Source organism: Psychromonas sp. KJ10-2, assembly GCF_047323255.1.
GTDB lineage: Bacteria > Pseudomonadota > Gammaproteobacteria > Enterobacterales > Psychromonadaceae > Psychromonas.
In genome coordinates this window covers 1,859,672-1,876,788 of sequence record NZ_CP178827.1, presented here as the reverse complement: position 1 = coordinate 1,876,788, position 17,117 = coordinate 1,859,672, and the positions used below count along the sequence as shown (strand labels likewise).

The following is a 17,117-nucleotide window of genomic DNA, read 5'->3' as shown; positions in this document are numbered from 1 at the left end:
AGTTAGCGCTATGCGTTCCTTTTTAGATAAACTTTATCTGTGTGCCGGTGCATTATCGGGCATATGTATTATTGCTATCTGTTGTATTATTTTGGCCCGTGTTATTGGTCGTTGGCTGGGTATCGAAGCACCTTCTAGCGATGATTTTGCAGGTTTCTTATTAGCCGCGGCAACTTTTTTAGGGCTAGCTTATACCTTCCGTGCAGGCGGGCATATTCGCGTAAGTCTATTTACATCTCGCTTACCAACTGCCGTTAATAAATTCATTGAAAGAGTCATCTTATTTTTAGGTTGTGGCTTAATTTTGTATCTATGCTGGCAACTTATCTACTTAGTGTATGAATCCTATATTTTCGATGAGCTTTCTTCTGGTTACATTGCCGTGCCTCTCTGGTTAGTACAATTACCTTTAGCGATTGGCATGATTATTTTCAGTGTCGCCATTATTGACCAAACTATTTGTCATTTACTGTTTGATCAAGCTCTTCCAAAATCTGAAGAAGAAGCGCTGAGTGAAAGTGCGCCTATCGATCTTAATGCATCATCAGCTGCGGAGAGTAAGTCATGAACGAAATAACAATTGGATTCATATTATTAGCTGTTTTATTTGCATTGTTGGCCAGTGGCTTTTGGATTGCCTTTACTTTAATTGCTGTTTCATTTGCAGGATTAATGCTGTTAGGAAATGATAATTTTGGTTTGTTATATAGTACATCAACGTGGGGCGCTGTCTCTGATTGGTCATTAGCGGCATTACCATTGTTTATTTGGATGGGAGAAATCCTGTTCAGAACACGACTGTCAAAAGATCTCTTTGAAGGTTTAACACCCTGGTTAAGCCGAGTACCAGGGCAATTATTGCATGTAAATATCTTAAGCTGTGGCATTTTTGCTGCTGTATCTGGCTCATCGGCTGCAACGGCAGCGACTATCGGAAAAATGACGCTACCTGAATTAAAGCGTCAGGGATACGATGATAAAATGGCCATTGCAACACTAGCAGGCTCAGGGACTTTAGGACTATTAATACCCCCTTCAATTATTTTAATTGTTTATGGTGTTGCAGCAGAAGTCTCCATTGGCCGTTTATTTATGGCAGGCGCATTACCTGGTCTGATGTTAGTTATCATGTTTATGGGCTATACCGCGTTTTGGGCTATGCGTCGAAAGGGTCATAAAACTCAACAAGCAACACACTATTCATGGGCAAAAAAGCTACGTTCATTAACGCGTTTAATACCTGTTAGTGCATTAATTATTTTCATCATTGGTTCTATTTATGCTGGTTTAACAACACCAACAGAAGCAGCGGCTTTTGGTGTACTTGGCTCTTTAGTGCTCGCATTTGGTAGTCGTTCATTAAGCTTAAACAGCTTTATTGAAAGTTTAATGGGCGCAGTTAAAACCTCTTGTATGATCACCTTTATTCTTGCTGGTGCTGCTTTCTTAACCATGGCGATGGGCTTTATTGGTTTGCCTAGAATGCTAGCTGAGAATATTGCGTTATTAGATCTTTCTCCTTATATGCTGTTATTTTTGATGACCATTATGTTCGTTATTCTTGGTTGCTTCTTGGATGGAATATCAGTTGTGGTATTAACCACATCAGTGGTCTTACCCATGGTGATTGAAGCGGGTATTGACCCACTGTGGTTTGGTATTTATATCGTATTAGTGGTGGAAATGTCACAAATTACCCCGCCGGTTGGCTTTAATCTGTTTGTTATTCAAAGTTTAACTGGGCGAAATATTTTCTTTGTTGCTAAAGCGGCTTTACCCTTCTTCCTATTATTAGTTGCCGCAGTGTTTATAGTCACAGTCTTTCCTGAGATTGTTACTTGGTTACCAAACTCGATGTCGAGAGGATAAAAAATGAATAAAAAACCAGAATATGTACCGATTTTATCGTCCGCTCATTTAGTGGGTAAAAATGGCCAAGCCTTAAGTGAGTTCGAATACGGTTTAACCATGGTTAACAATGCTTTCCAACGTTGGATGCAGTCATGTAGTAATGCCTGTGAACAACACAATTTAAGCCCATTAGATAACTTGGTTATCCATAATATATTTCATCGAGAGCGAGCAAAACGTATCACCGATGTCGCTTTTACTTTAAATATAGATGATACACATAACGTCTCTTACTCGGTGAGAAAGTTAGTAAAAAGTGGCATGTTGACCCATGAAAAACGCGGTAAAGAAACCTTCTACAGCGTGACAGAGTTAGGTAAAAAATATTGTTTAGAGTATGCGGAGGTGAGAGAGAAGTGCCTTATTCAAGCACTAGAACATCTCTCTATTGACGATTCATTAGGTGAAGTGGCAAAACTCATGCGAACGCTGTCGGGTGTCTATGCGCAAGCTTCAAGATCGGCAAGTTCTCTTTAATAGTTGGTAAGGAGTAAATGATGCTTATAAATTGTGACATGGGTGAAAGCTTTGGTATTTGGGAGTTAGGAGAAGACCAAACGATTATGCCTTTTATCGATATGGCGAATATTGCCTGTGGAATGCATGCTTCTGATCCCAGTGTGATGTTAAAGACGGTTCGCTGTGCTAAAGCACACAATGTTAAAATTGGCGCGCATCCTGGGTATAACGATTTACAAGGTTTTGGTCGCCGCTTTATTGAAATGCCATTGCCTGAATTACAAGCCTTGTTTATTTATCAACTTGGTGCATTACAAGGTATTTGCCAAAGTGAAGGTGTTCAGCTGAGTTATGTCAAACCACATGGGGCTTTATATAACGCGATGATGAAATCCGATATTATTTTTATGGCATTAATGGAAGCGTTAGCTAAATACGATAACAGCTTACCGTTTATGGCGATGGCGGTTCCTGATTATCAACGCTACCAAGAGATGGCGGCACAACATAACATTAGCCTTTTATTCGAAGCCTTTGTTGACCGTACTTACCAGCAGGATGGTCGTTTAACTCCAAGAAGTCAGTCAGGCGCTTGTCATAGTGATTTACAGTCTATCTGTGACCAAGCAATGCAACTAGTGGAGCAACAAAGTGTGTTGAGTATTGATAATATCGAAGTGCCTATTAAAGCTGATACATTATGTATACATGGTGATGGGGCGCTTGCAGTTGATGTCGCAAAGGCATTATATCAACGACTTAAAAGTGTAAGTGAAAGCGCTGAGAATGTTTCATGAAAATTAACTTGGTTAATGAAAACAGTGTGATTATCTATTTCTCAGATGCTGTCAGTATCGAAACTGCGGATCGCATTGCTTATGCTTGTCACTTGTTACGAAACGGGCTATCGACAATGTTGTCAGATATCGTGCCCTCCTATACCTCGATTTTATTAAGCTGTAATTTACGTAAAACAGGGCTACAAGGGTTTGTCTTAGAGGTGAAGAAAGTCCTTGAGCAAATAGAAGCACATAATATTGAAACCCCTGCTGCCAAACAGATCACATTACCTGTTTATTACGGAGAAGAGGTTGCCTTAGACCATGCAGAGATCAGCGAACATGCTGGTTTATCTTTTTCTGAAGTAGTGAAGTTACATACTTCCGAATGCTATCGAGTATTTGCCATTGGTTTTGCCCCAGGTTTTGCTTATTTAGGTAATACACCAGAATCAATTAAGATGCCGCGTAAAATGACCCCAAGAACCAAAGTACCTAAAGGTAGTGTCGCTATTGCAGACCAACAAACGGCCGTTTATCCTCGAACCTCACCCGGTGGCTGGCAAGTGATTGGCCGTACTCCGGTTAACCTATTAGACTTTTCTCAAGATAATTTAAGTCAATTCTCGGTTGGCGAACAAGTACGTTTTGAAGCCATTGACCGCGCTACTTTTTTGGCAATGGGTGGCGAGCTGTAACGTGAATAAAATGGACAGAGTATGACATTACATATCAAACAAGCTGGAGTGTTGAGCTTGTTACAAGATCTTGGTCGTTATGGACATCAAGATGTTGGCGTAACACCCGGAGGCCCGATGGACAGCCATGCATTTCATTGGGCAAATAAATTACTAGATAACCCAGCTAATTCCGCACAAATAGAGATAACCATGGGGCCTTTCCAAGCCCACTTTCAAGCAGAAACCACTTTCAGTGTGTGCGGTGCAGATGTGGAATTGAAGCTCAATGGCATAAGTCTTTCACCTTGGCGTTCATGGCAGGCACAAAAGGGTGATCTATTAGAAATAGGTTATCCAAGTAAAGGGTTACGTAGTTATCTTGCCGTTGCTGGTGGTTTTCAAGTCTCAGAAACTTTAGGAAGTGCTAGCAGCGTGGTACGTGACCAATTAGGTGGTTTAGATCAGCAGGGCCATAAGTTGAGTGATGGTGATGTTATTCCGTATCAAAGCGTAAAACGTCATTACACACGGACAGTGCCAACCCAGTTTATTTCTGATTTTAACAAGGTGATTCGATTAGGAGTCTTACCTACTTATCAATTCCACGAGTTCAGTCATACCGCAAGAAGCACATTGTTTAATGAATTATATACGGTGACGCCTGAAATGGATCGAATGGGTTATCGTCTAAAAGGCAAAGCGATAGAGGTTAAACAACAAAACTTCATCTCAGAAGGGATCGCGTTAGGTGCAATTCAAATCCCAGCCAATGGTCAGCCAATCGTATTAATGCGTGATAGACAAACTATAGGTGGTTATCCCAAAATAGGTTGCATCTGCCAACGCGACTTAAACTTACTAAGTCAAGCCACACCAGGCACCAAAATTCAATTCTTCGAACAAGACCTGTACCAAGCCGAAGCAGAATTACAACAAACACAACAGTACTTTTTTGAAGGTGAGTAAAAAGGGTAAGGTAAAAAGATAAAAGATAAAAGTAAAAAGGTAAAAGAAGCAGGCTGAAAAAAGGAATCGCAGAGCTCTTCCGCTCATAACACTAGGCTGTCGCCTAATTCGCCCAGCGCCCCAAGGTCAAAAGATGTTTCGTAAATACGTTACATCGACATCAAAATTCAACACCTTCACTGATCTCATAACAGAGCGACAGCTATCAAGCAAAGCTTGATATTCGGGGCGCTGGCTTCAGCCTGCAGATCTTTTGTGTGTTTCTTTTTAAATCTGTATATCGCTTTCTTATAAATTGATAAATGAGTAAATCAAAATCAACACTTTCACTCATCTCATAACAGAGCGACAGCTATTAAGCATTGCTTGATTTCGGTGCGCATGCTTCAGCCTGCCCGTATGCGAGCCATCGCATACGGGTATTAGCTATGATGAGCGAAGCGAACTAATAAGCAATTCAAAACATAAAACACAAAAATCAAAAGAAGCAGGCTGAAGCCAGCGCCCCATAAAAAAGTTTCGTAGCTTTGGTTGATCTTCGACGATGATAAACTTTACGGATGATGCTGTAATCCAACGTAGATAACGCTTTGAAGTGCGATAGCCATCAAGCAAAGCTTGATAATCGGGGCGCATGCTTCAGCCTGCCCGTATGCGAGTTATCGCATACGAGTATTAGCGAAGCGAACCAACAATCAATTCAAAACATTAAAATCAAAAGAAGCAGCCTAAAGGCAGCGCCCCAAGGTCAAAAGATGTTTCGCAACTTTGATAGATTATTCGTTATAGCAGGTCAGAAGATGTTTCGTAACTTTGTTTGATCTTCGACGATGATAAACTTTACGGATGATGCTGTAATCCAACGTAGATAACGCTTTGAAGTGCGATAGCTATCAAGAAAAGCTTGATAATCGGGGCGCATGCTTTAGCTTGCCAGTATGCGAGTTATCGCATATGTGTATTAGTTTCGATGAGCGAAGCGAACTAATAAGCAATTCAAAACATAAAACACAAAAATCAAAAGAAGCAGGCTGAAAAAAGGAATCGCAGAGCTCTTCCGCTCATAACACTAGGCTGTCGCCTAATTCGCCCAGCGCCCCAAGGTCAAAACAAACACACAAAAACACTGCAGGCTAAAGCATGCGCCCCAAGGTCAAAATCAACACATAAAAACACTGCAGGCTAAAAAAGGAGTCGCAGAGCTTCTTCCGCTCATAACACTAGGCTGTCGCCTAATTCGCCCAGCGCCCCAAGGTCAAAACAAACACACAAAAACACTGCAGGCTAAAGCATGCGCCCCAAGGTCAAAATCAACACATAAAAACACTGCAGGCTAAAAAAGGAGTCGCAGAGCTTCTTCCGCTCATAACACTAGGCTGTCGCCTAATTCGCCCAGCGCCCCAAGGTCAAAACAAACACACAAAAACACTGCAGGCTAAAGCATGCGCCCCAAGGTCAAAATCAACACATAAAAACACTGCAGGCTAAAAAAAGGAGTCGCAGAGCTTCTTCCGCTCATAACACTAGGCTGTCGCCTAATTCGCCCAGAACCCCTAAAGATGTTTCGTAACTTTAATAGATTCTTCGTGATAGCAAGGTCAAAAGATGTTTCGCAACTTTGATAGATTCTTCGTGATAACAAGGTAAAAAAGTGATTCGTTATAGCAAAGTCAAATCATAACGTAGCTTCGATAGATAAAGCTACGTTATGTTTTACTGTATACCATTTACTCAATGGTGATGAATAGCGTCAGCGATTAAGCTAACCATAACCTTAAGCCACAAACTCTTCTATTTGAATGCGCTGTGTGACGGTTTCTTGTTTCTCGTCTAAGATGCTTTGCACTTCTGGTAAACAGCTGCCGCAACCTGTGCCGGCGCTGGTGCATTCTTTAATGCTATCCAGAGTTAAACAGCCTTGTTCTACGATTGCATCGGTAATGGTATTGATGCCCACTTGTTTACAGGCACAGATGATCTTACCTTGAGCAAGTTTACCTTCTACCACACCTGAAATAAGTGTCTGTTCGATACTGCCATCTAAAGGCATATCTAATACACTCTGTAACCAATCTAAGGATTGATTGGTGAGCTTATCCGACGCTATGTAAGCATTATTTAGTTGATTTTCCTGAATAAATGCATAGCGATATAACATCTGTTGCGTGCTATCTGTGCTAGCAAACTGCAAGGTTTTACCTGACTCATTACTTAACAGAGCTTCAAGCGAGGCAGCTAGTTCAGAAGGCAAACGCTCATCGGCAATGCGATATAAATAACCCTGTTCAACTTTCTGTTTCACCCAATAATCAAACTCGTCAAAATCAAGTTGAGTACGCGTTAACAACATAGCTTCACTCTGATATTGCCATTTCTTGATATTAGCCTGTGTTGATTTTAAAGCAGGTTGACCAGAAACTGGGTCGGTATCATCATTGACTAAGTTACATACATTAGCGGTTTTAGCTGTTTGTCTGTTCCAGTGAATTGGTGTGAATATCTGCCCAACATTTTGTTGCTTAGTAATTAAGGCTCTGACTAGCATAGCTCCCTGCGGGCTATTGATGGCAACTAAGTTATTATCTTCAATCGCTAATGGTGAGGCATCATCAGGATGAATTGCGACAAAAGGCTCAGTAATATGCGCGGCTAAACGGCTCGATAAACCAGTTCTGGTCATAGTATGCCATTGGTCACGAATACGTCCGCTGTTTACAATCAGAGGGTATTTAATTAATGATTTTTCAGAGACCTTCGCCTTGATACTCGATGAAACAGCAACAAACTGCGCTTTTTTAGAGGCAGTAAAGAATTGTTTATCGGCAAATAAACGCTGTTGAATAATCTCTGTTTGCAACTCAGTCACTGGCCATTGTTGTGGTGTTAACTGACTATAACCTTTAGCATCAAGTTGCGTTAACCCAATCAAGTTTAAATCTCGGTTACGTCCATCTTCATTATCTAAGGTGGTCATCTTGGCAAATTCAGCAAACACTTCGCCTTCATGCAAAAAGTTAAAAGCCTCTTCAAATCCCATACGTTTTGCCACTTCACTCATGATCCACCAGTCAGGCTTAGCAACACCTGGACTAGAGAGTAAACGCCTTTGCCTTGAAATACGGCGTTCAGAGTTAGTAACAGTACCTGATTTTTCACTCCAACCTTGCGCAGGTAAAAGCACATCTGCATAAACTGTGGTGGCCGTTTCTGCAATACAGTCAGACACCACTACAAATGGACATTTCTCTAGGGCTTCTCTGACTTTATTACTATTAGGAATGCTCACCACTGGGTTAGTCGCCATGATCCAAACCGCTTTAATTTTGCCTTGATGCATCTGGTCAAATAGATCTACGGCTTTTAAGCCAGGTTTAGTGGCTAAAGTATCCGTTCTCCAAAAATCGCTAATCAACTGATTAGCATGATCATCACCAAACTCCATATGCGCTGCTAGTGTATTAGATAAACCACCAACTTCGCGGCCACCCATGGCATTGGGTTGCCCAGTTACAGAGAACGGGCCCATACCAGGTTTGCCGATACGGCCAGTGGCGATATGGCAATTAATAATACTGTTTACCTTGTTACTGCCTTGTGTGGATTGGTTAACACCTTGAGAAAAAATAGTGATCGCTTTTTCTGTGTTTGCAAACTGTTCAAAAAACTGAGAAATATGCTGTTCATTCACTGCTAACGTTTCAGCTAATGCTTGAATGCATTGTGCATCTTGTTGAGCACTACTTAATGCGGCTTCAAATCCTTCACTGTGATTGTCGATATAGGCTTTATCGATTTTATTATGGGTAACAAGGTAAGAGAGTAAACCGTTAAATAACGCCACATCGGTTTCTGGTCGAATGGGTAAATGTAAATCGGCAATGGAACAAGTATCTGTTTCACGAGGGTCAATCACCACAATAAATAGATTATCACGCTGAGCTTTCTGTTTTTTCAAACGTTGAAATAACACTGGGTGACACCACGCTAAGTTAGATCCCGTGATCACTACTAGTTCAGCAGTATCAAGGTCTTCATAACAGCCTGGAACTGTATCACTACCAAAACCGCGCTTGTGCCCAGCTACGGTGGAGGACATACATAAGCGCGAGTTAGTATCAATATTACCGCTACCGATAAAGCCCTTCATTAATTTATTTGCGACGTAATAATCTTCGGTTAATAGCTGTCCTGATACATAAAAAGCCACGGAGTCAGGACCATGTTCAGCAATGGTTTGTGAGAATTGTTCTGCAACATGTTGCAGGGAAGTTGGCCAATCTGTTTCCGTTCCGTCAATGGAAGGGTGCAGTAAACGTCCTTCGTGAGTAACGGTTTCACCTAGTGCTAATCCTTTTGAACATAGGTCACCATAATTGGCTGGGTGGGATTTATCACCACGTATTGTTAATTCTCCAGAGGCTTGTAATTGCGCTTCAATACCACAGCCTACTCCACAATAAGCACAGGTTGATTTAGTCCATAAATCTTTACTTTGAGTCATTTTGTCTCTCTTTGATAACAATTAGCGCTATCACTAATGCTAGATGATAGGGAATACACACAATAATCTAACTGTTATGAATGTCCGGTTGATATCTATTTAAATAGTTACAGTACTTTTACAGCAAAGAGCAGACCAATTAGTGGTGCTTTTTCTACATACTAAAAAATAATCTTAAATGTTCTTTAAAATCAATGGCTAAAGTTCAACTTAAAACAGCTATATAAAGAAGAAAAAATTAAATGAATTAATAACAAAAGAAATATCGCACCATCTTGGTGCCTTGCGCACTAGGACTTCACATTTCTTTAACAAAATGGTGGTAAGGCATACACCTTGATTAAGGTCTTGTCCAAATGGTCACCTCTAAAGTGTTGAATAATATAAGTTATTATTTTTATTGTTTTTTATTTATTTTTTGGCGTTTTCTTTGCAACGTTATTTTCAAGGCGCTTATACGGACAAATAAGCGAACTAACAATATAATGTTAAAAGGATGTAAAAACTATGAGCAAGCAACGTGTTATTGTCGTCGGTAACGGCATGGTGGGACATAAGTTTATCGATACCATTATTGGTAGTGATAACCACAATTTTGAGGTGATCACTTTTTCTGAAGAATCCCGCCTAGCTTACGACCGCGTACAATTAAGTTACTTCTTTTCAGGTAAAACAGCTGATGACCTTGCATTAACAGATGCTGCGTATTACGAAGAAAATGGTATTAAGTTTGTTTTAAATGACAAAGTCGTAGATCTAGATTTCCCAAACAAAAACGTTATCACTGCAAGCGGCCGCGTAGAAAGCTACGATAAATTAGTATTGGCAACTGGCTCTTTCCCTTTTGTTCCTCCAATCCCAGGTAATGACCAAGAACATTGTCATGTTTATCGTACTATTGATGACCTAGAAAATATCACTGAATCAGGTAAAACCAGTAAAGTTGGTGTGGTGATCGGTGGTGGTTTATTAGGCCTAGAGGCTGGTAATGCACTGGTTAATCTGGGTGTAGAAACACACATTGTAGAATTTGCTCCACGCTTAATGGCTGTTCAGCTAGACGACGGTGGTGGTGCATTATTAAAACGCAAAATTGAAGAATTAGGCGTACAAGTACATACACAGAAAGCAACCACTGAAATAGTTGCGGGTGAGCAATGTCGTTACCGCATGAACTTTGCGGATGGCTCATTCTTAGAGACCGATATGATCATCTTCTCTGCCGGGATTCGCCCTCAAGATGAACTAGCGCGTAGCTGTGGTATTGCCATTGGTGAGCGTGGCGGAATTGTAATCAACAATCACTGTCAAACTAATATTGATGACGTGTATGCCATTGGTGAATGTGCCCTGTGGGAAAACTTTATCTTCGGTCTAGTTGCTCCAGGTTATCAAATGGCAAAAGTCGCTGCAGCACATATGCAAGGTGACAAAGAAACCGAGTTTACTGGTGCAGACATGAGTACCAAGTTAAAACTGTTAGGTGTTGATGTAGCGAGTATTGGTGAAGTACACGGTCAAACACCTGGCGCGCAATCTTATACTTACCATGATGAAATCGAACAAGTTTATAAACGTTTAATCGTATCAGCTGATGGTAAGAAAATGGTTGGTGCAGTATTAGTGGGCGATGTAGAAGCTTACGGTACTTTACTGCAACTAAAATTAAACGATATGGATTTACCGGCTAATCCAAGTGTCTTAATTCTACCTGCTGCTGGCGGTGAAGAAGCTGCTGGAATGGGCGTAGATGCGCTACCTGATACAGCTGCAATTTGTTCATGTTTTGATGTATCAAAAGGTGATATTAAAGAAGCCGTTGCAGCTGGTTGTTGTAGCATGGGTGACCTAAAAGAGTCGACAAAAGCCGCGACAGGTTGTGGTGGTTGTTCAGCGTTAGCGAAACAAGTATTAGACAGCGAATTAGCCAGTCTTGGTTTTGAAGTAAACAAAGATATCTGTGAGCATTTTGCATATTCACGTCAAGAATTAGCTGACATCATTCGTGTTAAACGTATCAAAACCTTCTCTGCTCTATTAGCGGAATGTGGTTCAGGTATCGGTTGTGAAATTTGTAAACCAGCCGTGGCAAGTATCCTTGCTTCTTACTGGAATGATTACGTATTAGAAGACGAACACGTTGGTTTACAAGATACCAATGATAACTACCTAGGTAACATGCAAAAAGATGGCACTTACTCAGTGGTTCCACGTATGCCAGGCGGTGAAGTGACACCAGATGGTTTGATTGCTATCGGTCAAATAGCGAATGAATTTAACCTTTATACCAAAGTAACGGGCGGCGCTCGTGTGGATCTTTTGGTGCACAGTTACATCAACTACCGACGATTTGGAAAAAACTAGTGGATGCGGGTTTTGAAACTGGTCATGCCTACGGTAAATCGTTACGTACTGTTAAATCTTGTGTGGGTGATACTTGGTGTCGCTACGGAGTGAAAAACAGTATTGGTTTTGCGATAGAGCTAGAGAATCGCTACAAAGGTTTACGCTCACCACATAAAGTGAAGTTCGGTGTGTCGGGTTGTACCCGTGAATGTGCTGAAGCACAGGGTAAAGACTTTGGCTTGATCGCAACTGATGGTGGCTGGAACTTATACTTCGGTGGTAATGGTGGTATGCGTCCTCGTCATGGAGACCTATTTGCATCTGATTTAACCGATGAGCAAGTACGTACTTACATTGACCGAATCTATATGTTCTACATTCGCACCGCTGATCGTTTACAACGTACATCAGTGTGGTTAGAAAACTTAGAAGGCGGTATCGAATACTTACGTAAAGTAGTGGTTGATGACTCGCTTAACATCAATGCAGAGCTAGAAGCAGAGATGCAAAACAACATTGCGCATTACCAATGTGAATGGAAAACTACCATTGAAAGTCCTGAAAAACTGAAACGTTTCAAACACTTTATTAACAGTCAGGAACAAGACTCTGGCCTAGTTTATAAAATTGTTAGGGGGCAACGTTTCCCGCTAGAGAAAGAAATTGAAGTTACAGAATTAGTTTAATAGGGATAAGAAAATGGAAACATCAAACACAACATGGACAAATATCTGCGCAGCAAATGATTTAACACCTAACGCAGGTATTTGTGCTTTATATAACGATCAGCAAGTGGCTATCTTCTTATGTAAACAAACGAATAACGTTTATGCCGTTGCTAATTACGACCCATTTGGCGGTGCCAATGTATTATCACGTGGTTTAATTGGTTCAACGCAAGATATTATCTATGTTGCCTCTCCTCTGTACAAACAGCGTTTTAATTTATCAACTGGTGAGTGTTTAGATTCACCTGATCATAAATTAAAAACCTACAACGTACGTATCGAGAATGATCAAGTTCAGCTAAAAGAAGCGTCTTAATCAGATCATTACATCAGCCTACACCTAACAAGTTATTTTAATGAGAGACTCAGTCTCTCTTAAAGTAACTTGTTTGTTATGCCGAGCTTTAAATTATTAACAAGCATGCTTGGTATGAATTCTCAATAATTAGACAGGATATCTATGAGTAACAGTTCATTTAATATATTTTCCTTCCAAGGAAAAATGAAAACATTACACTTAAGCTGGATGGCATTTTTTATTACTTTTGCTGTGTGGTTTAACTTTGCGCCATTATTACAATCAGTAAAAGAAACCCTAGGCTTAACCACAGAAGAAATTAAAACCCTATTAATCTTAAATGTTGCGATCACCATTCCTGCTCGTGTCATTATCGGCTCGCTAACAGATAAATATGGTCCACGATTAGTTTACTCTGCGTTATTAGTTTTATGTTCAATCCCTTGTTTCACTTTCGCTTTTTCAGATAACTTTATGCAAGCGGCGATTTCACGTTTTGCTCTAGGTTTCATTGGTGCTGGTTTTGTTATCGGTATTCGTTTGGTATCTGAATGGTTCCCACATAATGAGCTCGGTACAGCCGAAGGTATTTACGGCGGTTGGGGTAACTTTGGTAGTGCTGCTGCAGCATTCACCCTACCAACTGTTGCATTAATGTTTGGCGGTGATGACGGCTGGCGTTATGCAATGGTAGTAACGGGTCTACTAAGCTTAGTATTTGGTTTTATCTTTTACACAAACATTACCGATACACCAAAAGGCTCAACTTACTTTAAACCTAAAAATCTAACTGCAATGGAAGTGACTTCAAAAGGTGATTTCTTCTTATTACTGATCATGAAAGTACCAATGTATGCGGCACTTGCCCTATTAGCTTGGAAATTATCACCAGACAACGTAGGTATGATCTCTAACACAATCTGTTATGTGATTTACGCATTGCTATTTGCTTTGTACCTATATGAATGGTCACAGGTATGGAAAGTTAATAAATCAATTTTCACTACACCAGTACCTGAAATTCACCAGTACAAATTCAAGCAAGTAGCGGTATTAAATATTCTTTACTTTGCAACATTTGGTTCTGAATTAGCTGTGGTTTCAATGTTACCGTTATTCTTCCTAGAAACCTTTGAATTAACACCGGTTATTGCGGGTATGGTTGCCTCAGCTTATGCCTTTATGAATCTAGCTTCTCGCCCAGGTGGCGGTTGGTTGTCTGATAAGTTTGGTCGTAAATCAACGTTAATTATCCTAACAGCAGGTCTAGCGTTAGGTTACTTACTCATGGCTCAAATTGAATCTAGCTGGACACTCTGGGTTGCCGTTGCAGCAGCGATGTTATGTTCTTTCTTCGTACAAGCAGGTGAAGGTGCAGTATTTGCGACAGTACCATTAATCAAACGTCGTATGACTGGACAAATTGCAGGTATGACAGGTGCATACGGTAATGTTGGTGCAGTAGTTTACTTAACAGTATTATCTTTTGTAAGTTACCAAACATTCTTCTATGTGATTGCTTGTACTGCCTTTATTGGTTTAATCACGCTATTATTCATGGCAGAACCTAAAGGTAAAATTGCCGAAGTAAATGAAGATGGCAGTGTTACTATGATAGATGTGAGTAGCCATTAATAGAAGGTAATATAGAGCATGGATAAGCGTCCTAAAGCTAAGCTAACAGTATCAATGGGTGGTTACTCCACAGCGGGTAATCGAGAAGTTAACCAAGATGCTTTTGCGCTAAAGGACCCTTATTCAGATTTAGAAAAACGTATTAAAGGTATTGTTGCCTGTGTTGCTGACGGCGTAAGCTGCAGTGATAATGGGCAACAAGCCAGCCACACTAGCGTCACGCAATTTATTGCAGACTATTACAGCACCAACAACAGTTGGGACGTCAAACAATCTGCCAGTAAAGTCTTAAACTCCCTCAATACTTGGTTATATCAACATAATCAAAATGACCTAAGACATAACGGTCTGATCACCACTTTTAGTAGTGTAATATTTAAATCAACCACAGCACACCTTATTCATATTGGTGATAGCCGAATCTATCGTTATCGTGAACAAGCATTAACACAACTGTCTCATGACCACAGCCGAAGAACTCATGCTAAAAATTCAGTATTAACCCGTGCATTAGGCATGGATTGCCATCTAGATATTGATTATCAAGCTGTCTCGTTGCAAGTAGATGACTTATTTATGCTAAGCAGCGATGGTGTACATGATTATCTTGAGAAAGAGGTAATAGCTGCAAACTTAAGTCGATTGTCAGAGGAAGCCACCACCAAAGACTACGAACAAGTTGCGAAAGATATTTGTGACCAAGCTTTAGCGCAGGGCAGTAGCGATAATATCAGTTGTTTAATCGTCAAAATCACCACATTACCTAATGCGGATCTCTCTGAGTTATTTACTCACCTGAGTACGTTAGTGATTCCACCTGCATTGCAAGTAGGTAATGAGATAGATTGCTTTAGAATTGATAAAGTGTTGCACGAAGGTGCAAGAAGCCATGTTTATTTAGCGACTGATAAAAGTAATCAAAACAAAGTGGTATTAAAAATGCCATCGTTAAATTTTGAGGAAGATCTCAATTACTTACTTGGTTTTTACAAAGAGCAGTGGGTAGGGCAGTCGATAGATAATCCAAGCATAATGTCGATAGCCAATAATATTAAAAACTCAGTATTTTTATATCACATCTGTGAATACGTAGAAGGGGGCTCGCTACGACAATGGATGCTAGATAACCCTCATCCTGAACTACAGCAAGTGAATACGATCATTAATAAAGTGGTTAATGCCGTTCGCGTATTACAACGTGCGGGCATGGTACATAGAGATTTAAAACCAGAAAACATCATGCTTACGCCAGACGGAAACATAAAGATATTAGATTTCGGAACCGTGCGTGTAAATGGTTTTGAAGAGATAGTCAAAGAGCAACAAGAAGAGCCACTAGGCGCAGTGGATTACATTGCACCAGAATACTTAAACGACGGTGAAAGTAGTGCGCTGTCAGATCTATTCTCGATCGCCGTGATCGCCTACGAAATGCTATCAGGGCAATTGCCTTACCCCAGCAACCAAGCACAATCATTAGACCGAGCAAGACAATACACCTGGGAATATGCATCCATTCAACCATTACGCCCGGAAATCTCATCACGCCTAGATAAAGTCTTACAAAAAGCCCTTAATCCAAAGCCAAGCCAACGCTACAGCAGCATGAGCGAATTCATCGGTGACCTCACCAAAGTGCAACAAAGACAGATCGCAAAAGCCCCAAAAAAATCACTCTTAGAAAGAGACCCAGTAAAATTCTGGCAATGGCTCGCCTTCATCTTCATGGGCATCAGCGCAACACAACTCTTCATCATGCTAAGAGATAACTTCTGAGTGTAGGGATAACATATATGTTGTTGTTTCGAACGCAGACAGAAAAGCAGCGTTATTAACATTACTCATTACTATTAACTCGCGATAGCGATCAAGCAAAGCTTGATATTAGGGGCGCATGCTTCAGCCTGCCCGTATGCGAGCCATCGCATAGGAGTATTAGCTATGATGAGCGAAGCGAACCGTGAACAACTAAAACAACACAGTCAAAATACAAAATCAAAAGAAGCAGGCTGAAAAAAGGAATCGCAGAGCTCTTCCGCTCATAACACTAGGCTATGGCCTAATTCGCCCAGCGCCCCTAAAGATATTTCGTAACTTACGATGTTATTCGTTAATTACGTCGCATCAGAACTCAATTCCACATCGCATAACAGAGCACTAGCTATCAAGCGAAGCTTGATAATCGGGGCGCAGGTCTTCAGCCTGCCCGTATGCGAGTTATCGCATACAAGTATTAGCCACAATGAGCAAAGCGAACCAACAAGCAAAGCTTGATAATCGGGGCGCTGGCTTCAGCCTGCCAGTATGCGAGTAATCGCATACAAGTATTAGCTATGATGAGCGTAGTGAACCAACAAGCAATTCAAAACATAAAAATACAAAATCAAAAGAAGCAGGCTAAAGCCAGCGCCCCTTAAAAGATGTTTCGTAACTTACGATGTTATTCGTTAATTACGTCGTATCAGAATTCAATTCCACATCGCGTAACAGAGCGACAGCTATCAAGCGAAGCTTGATATTAGGGGCGCATGCTTTAGCCTGCCCGTATGCGAGTTATCGTATACGAGTATTAGCTAGGATGAGCGAAGCGAACCGTGAACAACTAAAACAACACAGTCAAAATACAAAATCAAAAGAAGCAGGCTGAAGCCAGCGCCCCTTAAAGATGTATCGTAACCTTCATCATGCTAAGAGATAACTTCTGAGTGTGGGGATAACATATATGTTGTTGTTTCGAACGCAGACAGAAAAGCAGCGTTATTAACATTGCTCATCACTATTAACTCGCGATAGCTATCAAGCAAAGCTTGATAA

At 40.7% G+C, this 17,117-nt stretch carries 10 protein-coding genes and 1 pseudogene; 10 read left to right on the top strand and 1 reads right to left on the bottom strand.

The window, feature by feature from the left end; translation table 11 throughout:
• Positions 1–10 precede the first annotated feature (10 nt).
• The 6 genes from ACLKL2_RS08950 to ACLKL2_RS08925 are packed head-to-tail and all read left to right on the top strand — an operon-like array spanning position 11 to position 4,795.
• A complete protein-coding gene (locus ACLKL2_RS08950; protein ID WP_413694131.1) occupies positions 11–568 on the top strand; it encodes a TRAP transporter small permease in 558 nt (185 codons plus the stop codon).
• Entirely contained in the window at positions 565–1,869 is a 1,305-nt protein-coding gene (locus ACLKL2_RS08945; RefSeq protein ID WP_413694130.1) for a TRAP transporter large permease, read from the top strand. The genes ACLKL2_RS08950 and ACLKL2_RS08945 overlap by 4 nt, the downstream gene beginning before the upstream one ends.
• 3 nt (positions 1,870–1,872) lie before the next feature.
• Complete coding sequence (locus ACLKL2_RS08940; protein ID WP_113818425.1) at positions 1,873–2,388, top strand: winged helix DNA-binding protein; 516 nt, start codon at positions 1,873–1,875, stop codon at positions 2,386–2,388.
• A 17-nt stretch (positions 2,389–2,405) separates the two neighbouring features.
• A complete protein-coding gene (locus ACLKL2_RS08935; RefSeq protein ID WP_413694129.1) occupies positions 2,406–3,167 on the top strand; it encodes a 5-oxoprolinase subunit PxpA in 762 nt (253 codons plus the stop codon).
• Entirely contained in the window at positions 3,164–3,847 is a 684-nt protein-coding gene (gene pxpB / locus ACLKL2_RS08930; RefSeq protein ID WP_413694128.1) for a 5-oxoprolinase subunit PxpB, read from the top strand. The genes ACLKL2_RS08935 and pxpB overlap by 4 nt, the downstream gene beginning before the upstream one ends.
• A 21-nt stretch (positions 3,848–3,868) precedes the next feature.
• Positions 3,869–4,795 carry a biotin-dependent carboxyltransferase family protein gene (locus ACLKL2_RS08925; protein ID WP_413694127.1) on the top strand — a complete coding sequence of 309 codons (927 nt, stop codon included), beginning with the start codon at positions 3,869–3,871 and terminating at the stop codon, positions 4,793–4,795.
• A gap of 1,774 nt (positions 4,796–6,569) precedes the next feature.
• Here the strand turns inward: ACLKL2_RS08925 and ACLKL2_RS08920 are convergent.
• Positions 6,570–9,296: a molybdopterin-dependent oxidoreductase gene (locus ACLKL2_RS08920; RefSeq protein WP_413694126.1), complete on the bottom strand. Its 2,727-nt coding sequence runs from the start codon at positions 9,294–9,296 to the stop codon at positions 6,570–6,572.
• Between the two features lie 507 nt (positions 9,297–9,803).
• Between ACLKL2_RS08920 and nirB the strand changes: the two are divergent.
• The 4 genes and pseudogenes from nirB to ACLKL2_RS08900 all read left to right on the top strand — a co-directional run bounded on the left by nirB (position 9,804) and on the right by ACLKL2_RS08900 (position 16,079).
• Positions 9,804–12,328 (top strand): annotated as a pseudogene (gene nirB, locus ACLKL2_RS08915) (nitrite reductase large subunit NirB).
• A gap of 13 nt (positions 12,329–12,341) precedes the next feature.
• Positions 12,342–12,686, top strand: coding sequence for a nitrite reductase small subunit NirD (gene nirD, locus ACLKL2_RS08910; protein ID WP_413694125.1), 345 nt, complete (start codon positions 12,342–12,344; stop codon positions 12,684–12,686).
• Between the two features lie 144 nt (positions 12,687–12,830).
• Positions 12,831–14,303 (top strand): NarK family nitrate/nitrite MFS transporter, encoded by a 1,473-nt coding sequence (locus ACLKL2_RS08905; RefSeq protein ID WP_413694124.1) that lies wholly within the window; start codon positions 12,831–12,833, stop codon positions 14,301–14,303.
• A gap of 18 nt (positions 14,304–14,321) precedes the next feature.
• Positions 14,322–16,079 carry a protein kinase domain-containing protein gene (locus ACLKL2_RS08900; protein ID WP_413694123.1) on the top strand — a complete coding sequence of 586 codons (1,758 nt, stop codon included), beginning with the start codon at positions 14,322–14,324 and terminating at the stop codon, positions 16,077–16,079.
• Positions 16,080–17,117: the final 1,038 nt, after the last annotated feature.

What these genes read in the sequence shown, in the direction of transcription:
- pxpB (WP_413694128.1), top strand. Translation starts at nt 3,164, where the DNA reads ATGAAAATTAACTTGGTTAATGAAAACAGTGTGATTATCTATTTCTCA.
- ACLKL2_RS08925 (WP_413694127.1), top strand. Translation starts at nt 3,869, where the DNA reads ATGACATTACATATCAAACAAGCTGGAGTGTTGAGCTTGTTACAAGAT.
- ACLKL2_RS08905 (WP_413694124.1), top strand. Translation starts at nt 12,831, where the DNA reads ATGAGTAACAGTTCATTTAATATATTTTCCTTCCAAGGAAAAATGAAA.
- ACLKL2_RS08900 (WP_413694123.1), top strand. Translation starts at nt 14,322, where the DNA reads ATGGATAAGCGTCCTAAAGCTAAGCTAACAGTATCAATGGGTGGTTAC.
- nirD (WP_413694125.1), top strand. Translation starts at nt 12,342, where the DNA reads ATGGAAACATCAAACACAACATGGACAAATATCTGCGCAGCAAATGAT.
- ACLKL2_RS08945 (WP_413694130.1), top strand. Translation starts at nt 565, where the DNA reads ATGAACGAAATAACAATTGGATTCATATTATTAGCTGTTTTATTTGCA.
- ACLKL2_RS08920 (WP_413694126.1), bottom strand. Translation starts at nt 9,296, where the DNA reads ATGACTCAAAGTAAAGATTTATGGACTAAATCAACCTGTGCTTATTGT.
- ACLKL2_RS08935 (WP_413694129.1), top strand. Translation starts at nt 2,406, where the DNA reads ATGATGCTTATAAATTGTGACATGGGTGAAAGCTTTGGTATTTGGGAG.
- ACLKL2_RS08940 (WP_113818425.1), top strand. Translation starts at nt 1,873, where the DNA reads ATGAATAAAAAACCAGAATATGTACCGATTTTATCGTCCGCTCATTTA.
- ACLKL2_RS08950 (WP_413694131.1), top strand. Translation starts at nt 11, where the DNA reads ATGCGTTCCTTTTTAGATAAACTTTATCTGTGTGCCGGTGCATTATCG.